Genomic DNA, 16,015 nt, shown 5'->3' with positions numbered 1-16,015 from the left:
AGAGGGAAGCCGATGGAAATCGTTCTGATTTGCGACGGGCCGCTTCCCCCTGAATCGCCCCTGCGGAAAATTCCGTTTTTTTATCATGCCCGCCTCATCGATATGGCGCGGGTGTCCGGCGACACGGTTGCCGAAGCTCAAGTGGCTATCGTTGAGCTCTTAAGCGCAACAGATGCCGGACTATCCGCTTTGAAAGCGTCCTGGGCGAGCATCGCCGAGATCCCGGTGATCTGTATGACGGCCCGCAACAACCGTCGGGAGACCATTCAAGCTGCTGCGCTGGGCAAGTCCGAGATCATGGAGCGCGACGCGCCTCTGGCCCTGCTTTTGAACCGGATTAGGGGTCTCATCGGGCCAGACGTGAAGGCCATGATACCGCCGGAGACACCTCAATCCGTCGCCCATGCGCTGGTGGAAGCAAGTGCATTCATCGACAGCATGACGTTGTCTGTTGCAACGGATGCAGGCCTGAAGATGAAGGTCCTTGAGACAAGCGCGAATGATGTGCTTGCAGCGATCGACAAGGAAGGTCTGCCGGTCTGGCTGGAGACTATTCAAAACCACCATAGTCCGACCTTCATTCATTCCATGGCGGTTGCCGGCCTTGCCGGAGCTTTTGCGCGCCACATCGGGTGGAGCACGAAAGACTGCTCGGAAGTGGTTGCCGGCGGCTTGATACATGACATTGGAAAAACCCGGATCCCGCTCACCATACTCGACAAAGCGGGAAAACTTTCTCCTGAAGAGCGTGCATTGATCGCCAAGCATACAGAGTTTGGCGGTGAGATCCTCAAACCACGTCTGGAGGTGCCGCCGGACATCAAGCGGATGGCCCTACAGCATCATGAATATCTCGACGGGTCGGGATATCCGAACCGCTTGAAGGGGGAGCGGATTGTTCCCAAAGTGCGCCTGATAACGCTTTGCGATATCTATACGGCTCTGACGGAAACGCGGCCGTACAAGGAAACGCACACCAGTCGAGAGGCCCTTGCGGCGATGAAGCAAATGGGCGGCAAACTTGACCAGGCAATGCTGGCCAAGTTCTCACAGATGATTTTGGGAAGAGATCTGGGTGATGTCAGCCGCAGCGACGCCAAAGCGGGTGTTTCCCTGGCGTCGGACTGATAGCCCAAATTCTCATGGTCAGTTTTTAAGTTACGGCCACTTCACGACGGGCGGCATGGACGACAGGATGGAGGCAACATTTCCCCCTGTCTTGAGGCCGAAGATCGTGCCCCGGTCATATAGCAGATTGTATTCCACATACCGGCCACGGCGGATCAACTGTTCTTCACGCTCTTCATCGGACCAGGGTTTTGTGAAGTTGTTCCGCACCAACTCAGGATAAACGTCATTGAAGGCGCGCCCGACGTCCTGAGTGAAGGCAAAGTCCTGATCCCAGCCCCCGCTGTTCAGATAATCGTAAAAGATTCCCCCAATGCCGCGCGGCTCATTGCGGTGCTTGAGGAAGAAGTAGTCGTCGCACCAGGCCTTGTAGGCTTCGTAGTCTGCGACCTCATGCGGTGTACAAGCTTGTTTCATGGCCTCATGGAACCGCACCGTATCCGGGTCTTCCTGTGTTCTGCGTACCATCAAGACCGGGGTGAGGTCGGCTCCGCCGCCAAACCACTGACGGGTTGTGACGACCATACGCGTGTTCATATGAACCGCTGGTACATGCGGATTTTGCGGATGCGCGATGAGGCTTATGCCGGAGGCCCAAAATCTCGGATCTTCGCTCGCACCTGGGATCTGTCCCCTGAACTCGGGTGAAAACTCGCCATGAACCGTTGAGATATGGACCCCGACCTTCTCGAAAACACGGCCGTGCATCATGGACATGACGCCGCCACCGCCTTTTGTACCGCTCGCGTCCGTCCGCTCCCATGGCGTTTGCTCGAAACGGCCCGCTGGCCGGTCGCTCAAAGGCCCTTTGCCGGTATCAATTTCATCTTCAAGCTTTTCAAAGGCCGTGCAAATCTGGTCGCGGAGCTCACGGAACCACGTTGTCGCGGTTTCCTTCTTCTGCTCAATCCCGTCCGGGATCGGGCCGCCGCGTTGTTCAGGAGTTGCATTGGTCATGAAAGGGCCTTTGATTGGATCGCTACGGATGGAGTATTCTCAAGCTAGGTCAAAGTCTTAGGAAATCGGTCTGTTTGGCGCAAGGCCTCCGAAAGCACCATGCCCGCAGACACGGCAACGTTCAATGATCGCATGCCCCCAACCATCGGGATCGTCAGCCGCGCATCGGCACCGTCATGGACAGTTTCGGGCACACCGGAACTCTCCCGGCCCAACAACAGGATGTCATCCGACTGGAACGAAAAGCCGGTGAAGGGCTGATCGGACTTGGTGGTCAACAAGATCACGCGGCGTTTGTGTTCGCGGCGCCAATCGTCGAAGGCTTCGAAGTTCAGGTGACGTCGCAGGACTGCGCGCTCAAGATAGTCCATACCGGCACGTTTGAGGGCGCTGTCCGAAATCGGAAAGCCTGCAGGTTCGATCAAATGAACTGCTATCCCCATACAAGCGGAAAGGCGCAAGATCGTTCCCGTGTTTTGGGGAATGTCCGGTTGATAGAGGGCTAAGTCCGGCATTTCACTCTTTAATCTAGTTAAGGGCAGCGACGGAAATAGCAGCTGATTCCAGCCGTGTCATGCAAGGCCTCTGATGATTGCCTGAGATTGTTTGGGCCAAGAGCGTTTGGTCCGCGTAGTATCCAGGTGCAAATCATGTGTGCCGTTTTGCCTCGCCGTTTCATTTTCAGGAGCCTGTCTGTTGTCTGCCCTTTTCCGGTTGTTCGAAAACTGGATTGATCCTTTCAAGCCCCTTCCGGGCAAGGACTTGCCCCATGGCGGCGTAGCCTTTCTGCTTTACTTCATCTCCCAAGTGCGCTGGCCGTTTGTCGCGATGCTGGTTCTGGGTGGAGCTGCGGCGTTCGTCGAGGTGGCCATCTTCAATTTTCTCGGGACGATCGTTGTCCTGCTGGAACAGGGCGATCGTGAGACCTTGTTCGCAGATCACGGCTGGACGCTATTCGGCATGGCGTGTGTTGTGCTGATCGTCCGGGTCTGTACCAACAGCCTGATGGCGCTTGTTGAGGAGCAGACGGTCGTGCCCGGCTTCTTCAATCTTGTCCGCTGGCAGTCCCACCAGCGCATGATGCAGCAGGGCTTGAGCTACTTTCAGGACGATCTCGCGGGCCGGCTGTCCCAGAAAGTCCTGCAGGCCGGCATGTCCGCCGGCGACTTCATGATCAATCTTCTCCAGGTCGCCTGGTTCATCGTCGTCTATGCGATCACAACCCTTGTTCTGGTGACCAACCTTGACTACCGGCTTGGATTGATTGTTGCCGTTTGGCTGGCGTGCTTCGGTGTCGCAGCCTGGTTTTTTGTGCCCCGTGTCCGCTCGGCGGCCAAGCAAAACGCCAATGCCTATTCAGGCGTCTCCGGACGCCTGGTCGATACCTATACCAACATCCAATCCGTAAAGCTGTTTGGGTCAGTTGATGAAGAAACCCGCGGTGCCAAGCAGGCCTTCACGGTATTCATCGGCACCTTGCAGCGGTTTACCCGTCTTTTGACCACGATCCGGATTGTCATGTCCGTGATCAATGGGGTGATGATCGTTTCGATCACCGGGACTGCGCTGCTGATATGGCAGGCCGACGGGATCAGCACCGGTCATGTTGCCTTCGCCCTTAGCCTCATCTTGCGGCTGAACATCCTGCTCAATCGGCTTTTCAATCAGCTGAATGGCCTTTTCCGCAACTTTGGTTCCCTTCAGGACAGTGTGGAGACCATTGTCAAACCCATCAGCCTCACAGATCAACCCGATGCTGTTGAAATCGCAGTTCCGAATGGACGAGTGGAACTTGAGAACGTCCGGTTTCACTACGGAAAATCCGGCGGTGTGATCGATCACCTCAATCTTGTGATCGAGCCCGGTGAACGCGTGGGCCTGGTTGGTCCGTCCGGTGCCGGTAAAACAACGCTCGTGAGCCTGCTTCTGCGCTTCTACGATGTTGAGGCCGGACGGATCCTGATCGATGGTCAGGATGTCCGGAAGGTCACGCAGGAATCGCTCCGCCACTCCATCGGATTGGTCACACAGGACCCTTCGCTGCTGCACCGGTCCATCCGCGAAAATATTCTTTACGGCCGTCCGGAAGCAAGCGAGGACGAACTTGTGTCGGCCGCCCGCAAGGCCCACGCATATGAGTTTATCCGCCAGCTGGAAGACAAGCGTGGCCGCCTTGGTTTCGATGCATATGTCGGCGAGCGGGGTGTCAAACTCTCAGGTGGCCAGCGTCAGAGGATTGCGATCGCAAGGGTTCTTCTGAAGAACGCGCCCATCCTGGTTCTGGATGAGGCAACCTCAGCTTTGGATTCCGAGGTTGAGGCGTCGATCCAGGAAAACCTCCAGCAATTGATGACGGGGAAAACGGTGATCGCGATCGCGCACCGCCTGTCGACAATTGCGGCCATGGATCGGCTGGTCGTCATGGAAAAGGGTCGAATCGTGCAAATGGGCACGCATGACAGCCTGTTAGAGGAAACAGATGGCGTATACGCAGGCCTTTGGCGGCGGCAGTCTGGCGGCTTTCTGACCTCCGAAACCGTCGAGGATTAAACGCCGAACTATTCCAGTCGCCAGTTGATCCATGCCCTTCGTGAAACCGTAAACCAATCATCGCTTAGGGGGTCTTATGTTTAAGCTTGTTGTCGCCTATTTCATGACCGCAATAGTATTTCTGGCCATTGACTATGTTTGGTTGTCCAAGGTCGCGACCCGGTTCTACTTCGATCGCATCGGGCATCTTCTCATGGATAAGCCGAACATGATTGCGGCTGGCGTTTTTTACATCGTTTATGTGGTTGGAATCGTTATTTTTGCAGTCGCCCCGGCACTCAAAAACGATAGCATTGCAACAGCTCTGATCTACGGAGCTTTGTTCGGGTTCTTCACCTACGCCACTTACGACGTGACCAATTACGCAACGCTCAAAAACTGGCCGGTCATTGTCGCCGTTGTCGATGTTATTTGGGGTACGGTCTTGTCTGCAACGTCCGCAGTTCTGGGTTTCCTGCTCACCCGGCTCGTCACATCCGGTTATCAGTAAGGGCGTCTTTTACAAACCAGTAATGGGCGAAGTGTTGCTCCGTTCCGGTCCGTTACTGAATTTTTACGTGCATCACGGTACTCTTTCGCCTTGGGTGCAGAAACCGGGACTTTCCTGGGGTGATGTGCTTATGGACAGGCTACTGGGGTTCGATCCGTGACGCTTTCAATCAAGGGCCGCTTCGTGGCCATGGTACTTACCGCCGCTGCCATTATGATGGCCGGGACAGCTTTTGCTTTTTATACCTTCCGCCAAGCGTTCCTCGCGCAGATCGGTACAGCTGAAAGCGCTCAAAACTTCTTATCCGGCAATGTTGGTCAAAAAGTCGATGGCCTCATTATAGACCAGATGATCACCATCGCGCTGGTCGTATCCCCCGTTGGACTGCTCTTCCTGGGATTTGCGGTCATTCTTGCAATCGGTATCGCAGGGCCTTTGGCAAGGCTTCAGGACGGCCTCGACAAGCTGAGCCAAGGCGAGATTGATATCGAAATTGATGGAACCGAGCGGAGCGATGAAATCGGAGCGATTGCGAGATCCGTGACGGCTTTCCGGTCCAATCTTGCCGAACGCGCAAAGGAACAGGCCCGCCAGGAACTGGCGCATCAGGAAGATCTGGCCTCCGAGCGTAAGGCGCTGATGGAGGATGTTGCGGATGATTTTGAAAAATCGGTGATTGGCGTCGTGACTGCCCTGTCCAGCGCAGCAAACAGCGTTGAACAGAATTCGGGACGGTTGAACGGCGCAGTAGAATCCTCCTTGCATGCTGTGACGGAGGTCCGGGGTGCCAGTGCGGAGTCCGAGCAGGCGGTCAAGATCGTTACCGATTCAGCTGACCATCTTTCCGGGTCGCTTGGACGTGTCCGCCAGGATGTCGATCAGGCAACCACTATTGCAGGCGCCGCTGTGGAAGAAGCCCGCAAGACCGATGAGATTGTGGGACGGCTGTCGGAGACCGGGCGCGCAATCGGTGAGATTGTCGAGTTGATCAGCCAGATTGCGAGCCAGACAAACCTGCTTGCTTTGAACGCAACGATCGAAGCAGCACGCGCAGGCGAGGCCGGCCGCGGCTTTGCGGTCGTTGCAAGCGAAGTCAAGGCTCTTGCCGAGCAGACGACAAAGGCGACCGAGGATATTTCCGCCCAGGTGGCCTCTGTCCAGAGCGTGGCAGAGCAGTCCGAAACGGCGATCAGGTCAATTGCCGAAACGATTGGTCGGGTCAGTGAGATTTCTGGCAAAATCCGCGAGGCGGTCGAAGAGCAATCCAGTGCGACGGGTGAAATCAGCAGCAACGCGCTGACCGCCCGCTCAAGTTCCGAGCAGGTCTCAAGCAATGTCGGCACGTTGACCGAGGCGATGGAGTCCAGCAGGACGGCAACTCTTGAAATGAACAATGCGTCGTCTGAACTCGGTCAGCTGTCCCAAACGCTTCAGACGCAGGTCAGGCAGTTTCTTCAAAGTGTCCGGGCAGCATGACTTGGGGGCATTTTCTGAGTTTTCCGGCTGGCTAGCTATTGATTAACGCTCACGGTCATATCTGGCATGATCTTGCGATAGTATATTAACGAAGTGATTTTAGGTTTGTCCTGTGATCAAGTGTAATCGCAGTTGAGTGAGCCGGTCATATTGGATTTTTTTCCGCTAGGGTATGAAGTGATGCTGCTGGTGACGCTATTCGCCGGCAGCCTTGGCTTTTTCATTCGCGGGATTACGCTCAAGCGCTCTGCCTCCACGGGAAGGGAGGCGGTTTTCGGCAACGATACGGCTATCCTGAAGCTCGTGGTCAAGCACGCCCATGATGGCCTGATCCTGCAAGACATCACTGGCCGGATAGAGTGGATTAACCCGGCCTACACCAGGATCACGGGGTATACGGCGGCAGAGATTATTGGCCGGCGTCCGCAAGAGTTCATTCTGACCCCCGAGAATCAGATCCCAGCCGAAGAGATTGCGAAATTTAAATTCGACCTGAGCCAGGTTTCCAACGGGTCTGAAGAAGTCATCCGGAACCAACGCAAGAACGGCGAATATTTCTGGAACCAGCTTACATTTGCGGTCGTCGAGGCCGAGCAGGAGCGCGATACAAAGGTGATCATCATCTGCAGGGATGTGACCAGCCAGGTTGAACATTTGAAGCAGATCGAAGATGCCCAAAACCGCCTCAAGTATCAGGCCGAGCACGATGATCTGACCGGTTTGGCGAACCGGAGCAAACTTGCTGAGCACCTTGAGGGTGTTTTGGAAGCGGCGCAGAGGGGACAGGCGTCGATCGGTTTTCTCCATATCGATCTCGACCACTTCAAGGACGTGAATGACACTTTTGGTCATGGTGCCGGTGATGCGGTTCTGGTGCATGTCGCTAATCTGCTGGACCGGATCGTGGACCGAAAAGGCATTGTCGCGCGCATGGGGGGGGATGAGTTCGTCGCCGTTTTGGACCATGCACCGGACCGGCAAAGCATCGAAGCTGCGGCCGATACCATCCTGGAGCAAATCAGGCTGCCAATCTCCTGGGAGGAGCATCAGCTGCATATCGGGTGCAGCATCGGGCTCGTTTCCGGCGCGGACACCAGTGGCACGGTCTCCGGCATCATCAACAGCGCTGATCTCGCCCTTTATGAAGCCAAGGCCAACGGGCGCGATCAGCATTTCTGGTATTCACGGACCCTGGGTGAAAAACACCGCCAAAACCGGCTGAACCTTGAACTGCTCGACAAGGCATTGGACGATGAGGGTTTGCGGATAGTTCTCCTGCCGCAATACTGTTTGAACAGGCAGACCGTTGTCGGCTTTGAGGCCGCTGTGCGCTGGGATCACCCTAGCCTGGGTGAAGTCGATCCGCTCGCAGACCTGACCGCTGCCGACGATGTGAGCCGGACCGCCCGGCTCGAGGACATTGCTCTGCGCAAAGGTATCGAAACCTTGTCAACGATCCAGGCATCGTCCAATCAGCCCTATCACATCTCCGTCAATGTCAGCCCTGCCAGTCTGCGCCTGAAAGGGTTTGCAGAGCGCTTGCACGGGCTGTGTCACGAGGCCGAAGTCTCCGCGGACACGGTTTATCTTGAACTGAACGAGCGCCTTGTCCGTGCAGATGAGCTCGGGAGCATGTTGAAGGTGATCGAGGATCTGAGTGGTATGGGGTTCCGGATCACGCTTGATGGGTTTGGCGGCGGGTATGGTAGTGCTGGCCAATTGCGGGACTTCAAGGCGAATTTGCTGAAGATCAGTCCGGATCTCATTGCCCGTTTGAACGCCGGCACCATGGAGCAGCACCTTGTACAGTCCATTATCCAGCTGGCCAAAAAGCTCGACTTGAAGGTCATGGCAGAAGGTGTCGACAAACCGGAGCTTTTGCAGGCACTGCAGACGTTTGATTGCCCCCTGGTGCAGGGCGCGGTCATCGGCGGTGCCCTGCGTCCTGAAATGATTGAGAGTTTTCTGCGGCAGCCGGTTCTTCTGAAGACTGGCTGAGCCGGGTCGCAATACACCTTGGGGATGTACCCTGTGGTTGTGGCGATTTGGCCACAGGTCGGCACTAGGTTCGCGCCATAACGGTTTTGCATCTTTTCACCTGGCGCAAAACAGGGTACCCCGTTTTCCACTGGCGTTGATTGCCAGTTTCATTTCTTCTTTGCGGCCGCCCGGCCGCGCAACCAGGAGGGCGCACATGCTAAATCGTTACATGCTTTCAGCATCTGCGGTCCACGTGGTTTGCCCAAGTTGGTCCGTACGTTTCGCCTAGAGGCGTACCTGACTTCCTAAAACTATTCCTGCGCCAGGCTAAAGCCATCCAATCCTCTGGCTGCACGCTTCCTTGAACGCGTGTCTGCGGGCGCTTCCGTAAATTGCATTTTTGTTTCGGAGACACATCATGTCTTTCGGTGATCCAATTCGGCCTGCGCGGCCATTCTTGGACCTTGACCCTATGCGGGACATGCCAAGTGATTTTCCAGATATCCGTCCAGAGTCGGCCGGGGCCGGCCGACAGGGTTTCGGAAGAAGGAAAAGTTTTCTGAAGGCCGTTGCTGCATTTGCTGCCGCCACAGCAGGACTAACCGTTCTGATTGCGGTGCCGGTTCTCGCCTTGGAGTTGGCGGCTGTCGACACGGTCGGCATCCACGGCAAGACCTTGTCGGCGGCGGAATTCGCTGACCGGCTGGAAAATTTATTCATGGGTTCCTTAATTGTAGCAGCGTCTCTGGTAAGCTTTGTCGCCTCCGCTGCGTTAGCTGCGCCGAAGTATGGTGCACGCGTTATGGAACCCGATCCTTCTCCGGATGCGCGGCACAAACCGGCAACGCCGGGTGCATCCGTATTTACAAAGGTTCATCATGTTTAAGCGGTTTGAAAACCTAGTCGACCCGTTTGAGGACACCAGTCTCGACGTTCCCCCGAAAGGGTTCTGGGCCTTTTGTTGGTTCTACAGCAAACCAGTCTGGCCCATCCTGGCGGGTGTCTCTTTGTTGGGCGCCCTGATCGCTGTTCTCGAGGTCACCATCTTCACCTTTCTCGGCGAGCTGGTGACGTGGCTGAGCACGGAAAATGCGGAGACGTTTTTTCCCGATAACAGGCAACAGCTATTGTGGATGGGGGGCATCATCCTGATTGCCTTGCCCGTCTGCGCTGCCATTTGGGAAATGGCGTTTCATCAGGGTCTGATGGGCACTTATCCCATGTCGGTCCGCTGGCGGGTCCACAGGTACCTTCTGCGGCAAAGCATTTCCTTCTATCAAAATGACTTTGCCGGGCGGATTGCCAACAAGCTGATGCAAACAGCACTGGCGGTTCGGGAAGTCGTGACCCGGATCGCCGACATCCTGGTCTATGTGATTGTCTATTTCGTTGCGGCGTTGTTCGTCGTGGCGGAGGCCAGCATCTACTTTGCGTTACCGTTCATTGGCTGGCTTATCTGTTACCTGATCACGATCCGGGTCTTCATTCCGCGGCTTAAAAACGTCTCGCGGGATCAGGCGGATGCACGTTCGCTGATGACCGGTCATGTGGTTGACGCCTACACCAATATTTCCACGGTGAAGCTGTTTTCCCATGCGGACCGCGAAGAGGAATACGCCAAGCAGTCAATGACCGGTTTCCTGAAAACCGTGTTTTTGCAGATGCGTCTCGTCTCAGGCATGAACATCACCTTGACCACGTTGAACATGGTTCTCCTGTTCACGGTTGCGGCCATGTCGATAAGTCTTTGGCAGCGCGGCGCTGTGACGACGGGCGAGATTGCGGTCGCGGTTGCCTTGGTGTTGCGCTTCCAGGGGATGTCCCAATGGATCCTGTGGGAAGTGTCCGGCCTGTTTGAAAACATCGGTACCGTACAGGATGGCATCAACACCATTTCCCGCGAACGAGATGTTGTTGACGTTCCAGATGCCAAGCCGCTTACGGTGCCTCATGGGGAAATCCGTTTCGACAACATCAGCTTTCATTACGGCAAGTCGAGCGGGGTGATCGACCAGCTCAGCCTGACCATGAAACCGGGGGAGAAGATCGGTTTGATTGGACGCTCGGGGGCAGGAAAGTCCACTTTGGTCAATCTGCTTTTGAGGTTTTATGACCTGGAAGGCGGCCGGATCCTGGTGGACGGTCAGGACATCTCTCAGGTCCGTCAGGATGATATCCGGGCGAATGTCGGTGTTGTGACCCAGGACACGTCGCTTCTGCACCGGTCCATCTTCGAGAACGTTGCCTACGGCAAACCGGATGCGACCCGTCAGGAAGTTAAGCAGGCTCTCGAGAAGGCGCATGCGCTTGAGTTCGTGCAGGGTCTGACTGATCTGGAGGGGCGGCAAGGCCTGGATGCCCATGTGGGTGAACGCGGGGTCAAGCTGTCCGGTGGTCAGCGCCAGCGGATCGCGATTGCGCGTGTGCTTTTGAAGGATGCGCCGATACTCGCGCTGGATGAAGCCACCTCGGCGCTCGATTCCGAAGTCGAGATCGCCATTCAGGAAAGCCTGTTCGACCTCATGGAAGGCAAGACCGTCATCGCAATCGCGCACCGTCTGTCGACGATTGCTGCGATGGACAGGCTCATCGTGATGGACAAAGGCCGAATCATCGAAGAGGGCTCTCACCAGCAGCTCTTGGACAGGAACGGTCTTTATGCCCAGCTTTGGCAGCACCAGTCCGGCGGCTTCCTGGATCCGGTGCAGGCAGCGTAAGAAACGCCTACAAAAAGCAAAACCGGTTCTTGCCGAGAGCCGGTTTTGCATTGCTTGGTTCAATGGCGGCCAAAAAACGGCACTGATGTGGTCTTTGTCTGCGACATTTGCGTTTTGGGCAGCTTGTTGAACTGGACAAGTCATTCGAAGGGTGCAAAAAGACACACCGTTTGGCGAGTGCGGAAATCTGCCGCACTTGCGCACCGTTGAGCCCGGCATGGTTTCGGCTATCTTCTTCGCCAGAGAGATAGCGCGTCATGATGCGGGCTATCGGTGCAAGTTGAACAGGTTTCGAGAGGACGCGACCTTGGCACATACGGATCAGGCGGAACCAAACCGCCGCGATTTCCTCTACATTGCGACCGGCGCCATGGGCGTCGTGGGCGCTGGCGCATTGGCATGGCCATTCATCGACCAGATGAACCCTGATGCCTCCGCTTTGGCCCTGGCTTCGATCGAAGTCGACACTTCTGCCGTGGAAGAGGGGCAGTCAATCACAGTTCAGTGGCGCGGAAAGCCGGTCTTTATCCGGAACCGCACCGTGGCAGAGATCGAGGAAGCGCAATCCGTTCCGCTTTCCGATTTGCCCGATCCGCTGGCGCGTAATGCTAACCTTCCGGCTGATGCAGAAGCGACCGATGCCAACCGTGGTGTTGTAGGCAAGGAGAACTGGCTGGTTCAGGTCGGCATTTGTACCCACCTGGGCTGCGTTCCGATTGGGGATGCTGGCGAATACGATGGCTGGTTCTGCCCGTGCCACGGGTCGCACTACGATACCGCAGGCCGCATTCGCAAAGGTCCCGCACCAGAGAATTTGCTTATCCCGCCGCTTGAGTTCGTGTCCGATACCACACTTCGGATCGGTTAATCGCAAGGGTCAAAGGAGGCAGCCATGGCTGGACATTCTAATTATGTACCGCAGAGCGCCGCGGCGAAATGGCTCGAAAGCCGTTTGCCGGTCATTTCGCTCGTCCGCGGTTCGTTCGTCGACTTTCCTACCCCGAAGAACCTGAACTACTTCTGGACTTTCGGCGGTATTCTTTTCTTCATCCTGATCGCTCAGATCCTCACCGGGATCGTGCTGGTCATGCACTACACCGCAAGCACATCGGCTGCGTTCGACAGCGTCGAGCATATCATGCGTGATGTGAACTTCGGTTGGCTTTTGCGGTACCTGCACGCCAATGGCGCATCGATGTTCTTTGTGGCCGTGTACATCCACATCTTCCGCGGATTGTACTACGGATCATACAAGGCGCCCCGCGAAATCTCGTGGATCCTGGGTGTGATCATCTTCCTCATCATGATGGCGACCGCCTTCATGGGCTACGTGCTGCCATGGGGTCAGATGTCTTTCTGGGGTGCTACCGTTATTACCAACCTGTTCTCGGCGATCCCGCTGGTTGGTGAGACAATCGTGGTTTGGCTGTGGGGTGGCTTTGCAGTCGACAACCCGACGCTGACACGCTTCTTCTCTCTGCACTATCTGCTGCCGTTCATGATCTTCGGCGTGGTGCTGCTGCACGTGTGGGCTTTCCACACGACGGGCAACAACAACCCGACTGGCGTTCAGCCGAAGACAAAGCAGGACACGGTGCCGTTCCACCCGTACTACACGATCAAGGACTTGTTCGCGATTATCGTGTTCATGATATTCTTCGCGTATTTCGTGTTCTATCTGCCGAACTATCTGGGGCACGCGGATAACTACATCGAAGCGAATCCGCTGGTTACACCTGCGCACATCGTTCCGGAGTGGTACTTCCTGCCGTTCTACGCGATCCTGCGTGCTGTCCCGGACAAACTTGGCGGTGTTGTTCTGATGTTCGGTGCGATTGCCGTTCTGTTCATCCTGCCATGGCTCGACACCTCCAAGGTGCGCTCCGGTGCCTACCGTCCGCTGTTCAAGCAGTTCTTCTGGATCTTTGCTGCAAACGCGGTTGTCCTGGGTTACCTTGGCGCGATGCCAGCTGAGGGAATCTATGTGATCATGTCCCAGATCTGCACCACCATCTACTTTGCGTACTTCCTGGTGGTCCTGCCGGTCCTTGGGTTCCTTGAAAAACCATTGCCGCTGCCAGCGTCTATCGCAGACTCGGTCCTGAAGTCAGGATCCGCTGGGTCTGGGACGCCTGCTGCCGCCGTTTCCGCTCCGGAAACCAAGTAAGCGAACCGATCAGGAGTTATTTGAGACAATGAGCACCATGATCAATATGGTTCGTTCCCTTGCAGCGGTGGCGGCTCTCGCCATCGCAACCCCAGCGCTTGCTGCCGGTGCGAAGGTTGAGATCGACTATCAGAATTGGTCCTTCGCAGGCCCGTTCGGATACTATGACCGAGGCCAGCTTCAGCGCGGTTTTAAAGTTTTCCAGGAAAATTGCTCTGCGTGCCACGCTTTGAGCCGGGTTGCATTCCGCAACCTTGCCGAAGATGGCGGTCCGGGCTTTACGGAAGACCAGGCAAAGGTAATTGCCGCAGATTACATCGTCGAGGACGGTCCTGACGATTTTGGTGACATGTTTGAGCGTCCTGCCATTTTGGCAGACCGCTTCCCGTCACCCTTTCCGAATGAGCAAGCGGCCCGTGCATCGAACAATGGCGCCTATCCGCCGGACTTCTCGCTGCTTGCGAAAGCCAGGGCTCCTCAGCGCGGTTTCCCGAACTTCGTGTTTGACATTTTCACGCAGTATCAGGAAAACGGTCCGGATTATATCTACTCCCTGCTAACCGGTTATGAAGAGCCGCCGGAGGGGATGGAAGTGCCGGATGGGCAGTACTACAATCACTCATTCCTTGCAGGGCAGTTCATCTCAATGGCCCCGCCATTGTATGAGGACAGCATTGAGTATACCGACGGCACTCCCATGACGGTTGAAAACTACGCGCGCGACGTGGCAGCTTTCATGATGTGGGCAGCCGAGCCACACCTTGAAGACCGCAAGAAGATTGGCTTCCGGGTTATGATCTTCCTGATTGTCTTTGCCGGCATGTTGTATTTCACAAAGAAAAAACTGTGGCGGAACGTCGAACACTAAAGGCGTGTGACAACGATCTAAAGATTTGAAGGCGGGCCATTCGGCCCGCCTTTTTTGTGGGCTGTTCTTTTGACTGATGGCTTGCTAAGCAATCAGAAAGACTGAAGGGTTCTGAGGGAAACATATGACTGACGCGGTACTTGGAATTATCGGCGGCTCGGGCATTTACGATCTGCCGGGTCTGGAGGACAGTCAGTGGATTGAGGTTTCCAGTCCTTGGGGTGCGCCGTCAGATGCGGTGCGGATTGGCCGGATCAATGGTCTCAAGATCGTCTTTCTGCCCCGTCATGGACGTGGTCATGTCTATTCACCGAGCACGATCAACTACCGCGCCAACATCGATGTGATGAAGCGGTGCGGCGTAACCGACTTGCTATCGGTCTCCGCGTGCGGCTCCCTGAAGGAGCAGCACGAGCCGGGCATGTTTGTTCTGGTGGACCAGTTCATTGACCGCACGATTGCGCGGGAGAAAAGTTTCTTTGGATCCGGATGCGTGGCCCACGTCTCCATGGCAACGCCGGTGAGCCCCAAACTTGTTGATGCCGTTGCCGCTGCCGCTGAAGCCGAAGGGCTCAAGTACCACAAGGGCGGGACCTACCTGGCAATGGAAGGACCGCAGTTTTCCTCGCTTGCAGAGAGTGAGCTTTACCGGTCCTGGGGTTGCGACGTCATTGGCATGACGAACATGCCGGAAGCCAAGCTCGCGCGGGAAGCGGAGATCTGCTACGCGACCGTTGCAATGGTGACAGACTACGACAGCTGGCATCCCGACCATGGTGAGGTCGATATCCAGGCCATCATCAAGGTGCTGCATGACAATGCGGAAAACGCGCAACGGCTGGTCGGACGTGTTGCCCGGGATTTCCCGAAAAACCATCAAAGCTGTCCGGCGGGATCCGATACCGCACTCGAGTTTGCAATGATGACGGCGGCTGACAAACGGGATCCTGCCCTATTGGCCAAGCTGGATGCTGTGGCGGGGCGCATTCTCTCGAAAGCCGGCTGAGCTAACGCGCTTATAGGGCTGCGCGAATTTGCTTCGACGCGTTCCTTTTCCTTGATATAACCGACCGTCGACGCAGCTGATGTCCGTACTTTGCGCGATTTTTGATGGTCCAAGAAAGAGAACCACATGGTTGATCAAACGATCCAGGATGAATTGCTCGCTGCCATCAGAACCATCAAGGATTACCCGAAAGAGGGTATCCTGTTCCGGGACATCACGACCTTGCTTGGAAACGCAAGGGCATTCCGCCGGGCGGTCGACGCGCTGGTTCAGCCATGGGCCGGATCCAAGGTTGACCAGATTGCAGGGATCGAGGCACGCGGCTTTATCCTTGGCGGCGCGGTTGCGCATCAGCTGTCGGCGGGATTTGTGCCAATCCGCAAGAAAGGCAAGCTCCCTCACGAAACAGTCCGTATTGCCTATTCCCTGGAATATGGTCTTGATGAAATGGAAATGCATAAGGACGCAATCCAGCCTGGGGATCGCGTGATTGTTGTCGACGATTTGATTGCGACTGGCGGAACGGCCGAGGCGGCGTGCAAGTTGCTCAAGTCCATGGGCGCTAACATCGTTGCCGCCTGTTTCATCGTCGACCTTCCGGATCTTGGGGGGCGTAAGAAGATCGAAGCTTTGAATGTCCCTGTCCGCACGTTGGTGGAATTTCCCGGTCATTAAC

General features: G+C 55.9%; 14 protein-coding genes. 12 read left to right on the top strand and 2 right to left on the bottom strand.

Annotated features, from left to right (window positions below):
• Window positions 1-12 precede the first annotated feature (12 nt).
• Window positions 13-1,128, top strand: coding sequence for an HD-GYP domain-containing protein (locus E1180_RS12545; protein WP_155191534.1), 1,116 nt, complete (start codon window positions 13-15; stop codon window positions 1,126-1,128).
• A 30-nt stretch (window positions 1,129-1,158) separates the two neighbouring features.
• On the opposite strand, the gene hemF is transcribed toward E1180_RS12545, so the two are convergent.
• Window positions 1,159-2,085: an oxygen-dependent coproporphyrinogen oxidase gene (hemF, locus tag E1180_RS12540; protein WP_155191533.1), complete on the bottom strand. Its 927-nt coding sequence runs from the start codon at window positions 2,083-2,085 to the stop codon at window positions 1,159-1,161.
• A gap of 44 nt (window positions 2,086-2,129) precedes the next feature.
• A complete protein-coding gene (locus E1180_RS12535) occupies window positions 2,130-2,600 on the bottom strand; it encodes a tRNA (cytidine(34)-2'-O)-methyltransferase (protein WP_155191532.1) in 471 nt (156 codons plus the stop codon).
• A gap of 181 nt (window positions 2,601-2,781) precedes the next feature.
• Here E1180_RS12535 and E1180_RS12530 point away from each other — a divergent pair, with 181 nt between their 5' ends.
• From E1180_RS12530 to E1180_RS12480, 11 genes are all read left to right on the top strand, one after another.
• Window positions 2,782-4,635, top strand: coding sequence for an ABC transporter ATP-binding protein (locus E1180_RS12530; RefSeq protein ID WP_208997114.1), 1,854 nt, complete (start codon window positions 2,782-2,784; stop codon window positions 4,633-4,635).
• Between the two features lie 76 nt (window positions 4,636-4,711).
• Window positions 4,712-5,125, top strand: a complete 414-nt coding sequence (locus E1180_RS12525; RefSeq protein WP_155191531.1) for a DUF2177 family protein — start codon at window positions 4,712-4,714, stop codon at window positions 5,123-5,125.
• A 156-nt stretch (window positions 5,126-5,281) separates the two neighbouring features.
• Window positions 5,282-6,601, top strand: a complete 1,320-nt coding sequence (locus E1180_RS22500) for a methyl-accepting chemotaxis protein (protein WP_208997113.1) — start codon at window positions 5,282-5,284, stop codon at window positions 6,599-6,601.
• A gap of 150 nt (window positions 6,602-6,751) precedes the next feature.
• Window positions 6,752-8,599, top strand: coding sequence for a putative bifunctional diguanylate cyclase/phosphodiesterase (locus E1180_RS12515; protein ID WP_155191530.1), 1,848 nt, complete (start codon window positions 6,752-6,754; stop codon window positions 8,597-8,599).
• Window positions 8,600-8,999: 400 nt separating this feature from the next.
• Window positions 9,000-9,467: a hypothetical protein gene (locus E1180_RS12510; protein ID WP_155191529.1), complete on the top strand. Its 468-nt coding sequence runs from the start codon at window positions 9,000-9,002 to the stop codon at window positions 9,465-9,467.
• Entirely contained in the window at window positions 9,460-11,298 is a 1,839-nt protein-coding gene (locus tag E1180_RS12505; protein ID WP_155191528.1) for an ABC transporter ATP-binding protein, read from the top strand. The genes E1180_RS12510 and E1180_RS12505 overlap by 8 nt, the downstream gene beginning before the upstream one ends.
• A gap of 307 nt (window positions 11,299-11,605) precedes the next feature.
• Window positions 11,606-12,166 carry a ubiquinol-cytochrome c reductase iron-sulfur subunit gene (gene petA, locus E1180_RS12500; RefSeq protein WP_155191527.1) on the top strand — a complete coding sequence of 187 codons (561 nt, stop codon included), beginning with the start codon at window positions 11,606-11,608 and terminating at the stop codon, window positions 12,164-12,166.
• A gap of 24 nt (window positions 12,167-12,190) precedes the next feature.
• A complete protein-coding gene (locus E1180_RS12495) occupies window positions 12,191-13,465 on the top strand; it encodes a cytochrome b (protein WP_155191526.1) in 1,275 nt (424 codons plus the stop codon).
• Between the two features lie 28 nt (window positions 13,466-13,493).
• On the top strand, window positions 13,494-14,333 hold the full coding sequence (locus E1180_RS12490; protein WP_155191525.1) for a cytochrome c1: 840 nt from the start codon (window positions 13,494-13,496) through the stop codon (window positions 14,331-14,333).
• Between the two features lie 124 nt (window positions 14,334-14,457).
• Window positions 14,458-15,339 (top strand): S-methyl-5'-thioadenosine phosphorylase, encoded by an 882-nt coding sequence (locus E1180_RS12485; protein ID WP_155191524.1) that lies wholly within the window; start codon window positions 14,458-14,460, stop codon window positions 15,337-15,339.
• Between the two features lie 126 nt (window positions 15,340-15,465).
• Window positions 15,466-16,014, top strand: coding sequence for an adenine phosphoribosyltransferase (locus tag E1180_RS12480; RefSeq protein ID WP_155191523.1), 549 nt, complete (start codon window positions 15,466-15,468; stop codon window positions 16,012-16,014).
• The last annotated feature ends 1 nt before the right edge of the window (window position 16,015 follow it).

Origin of the sequence: Roseibium denhamense, assembly GCF_009711415.1 — a bacterium.
In the GTDB taxonomy this organism is placed as follows: domain Bacteria; phylum Pseudomonadota; class Alphaproteobacteria; order Rhizobiales; family Stappiaceae; genus Roseibium; species Roseibium denhamense.
This window is presented reverse-complemented; position numbering and strand designations above follow the sequence as displayed.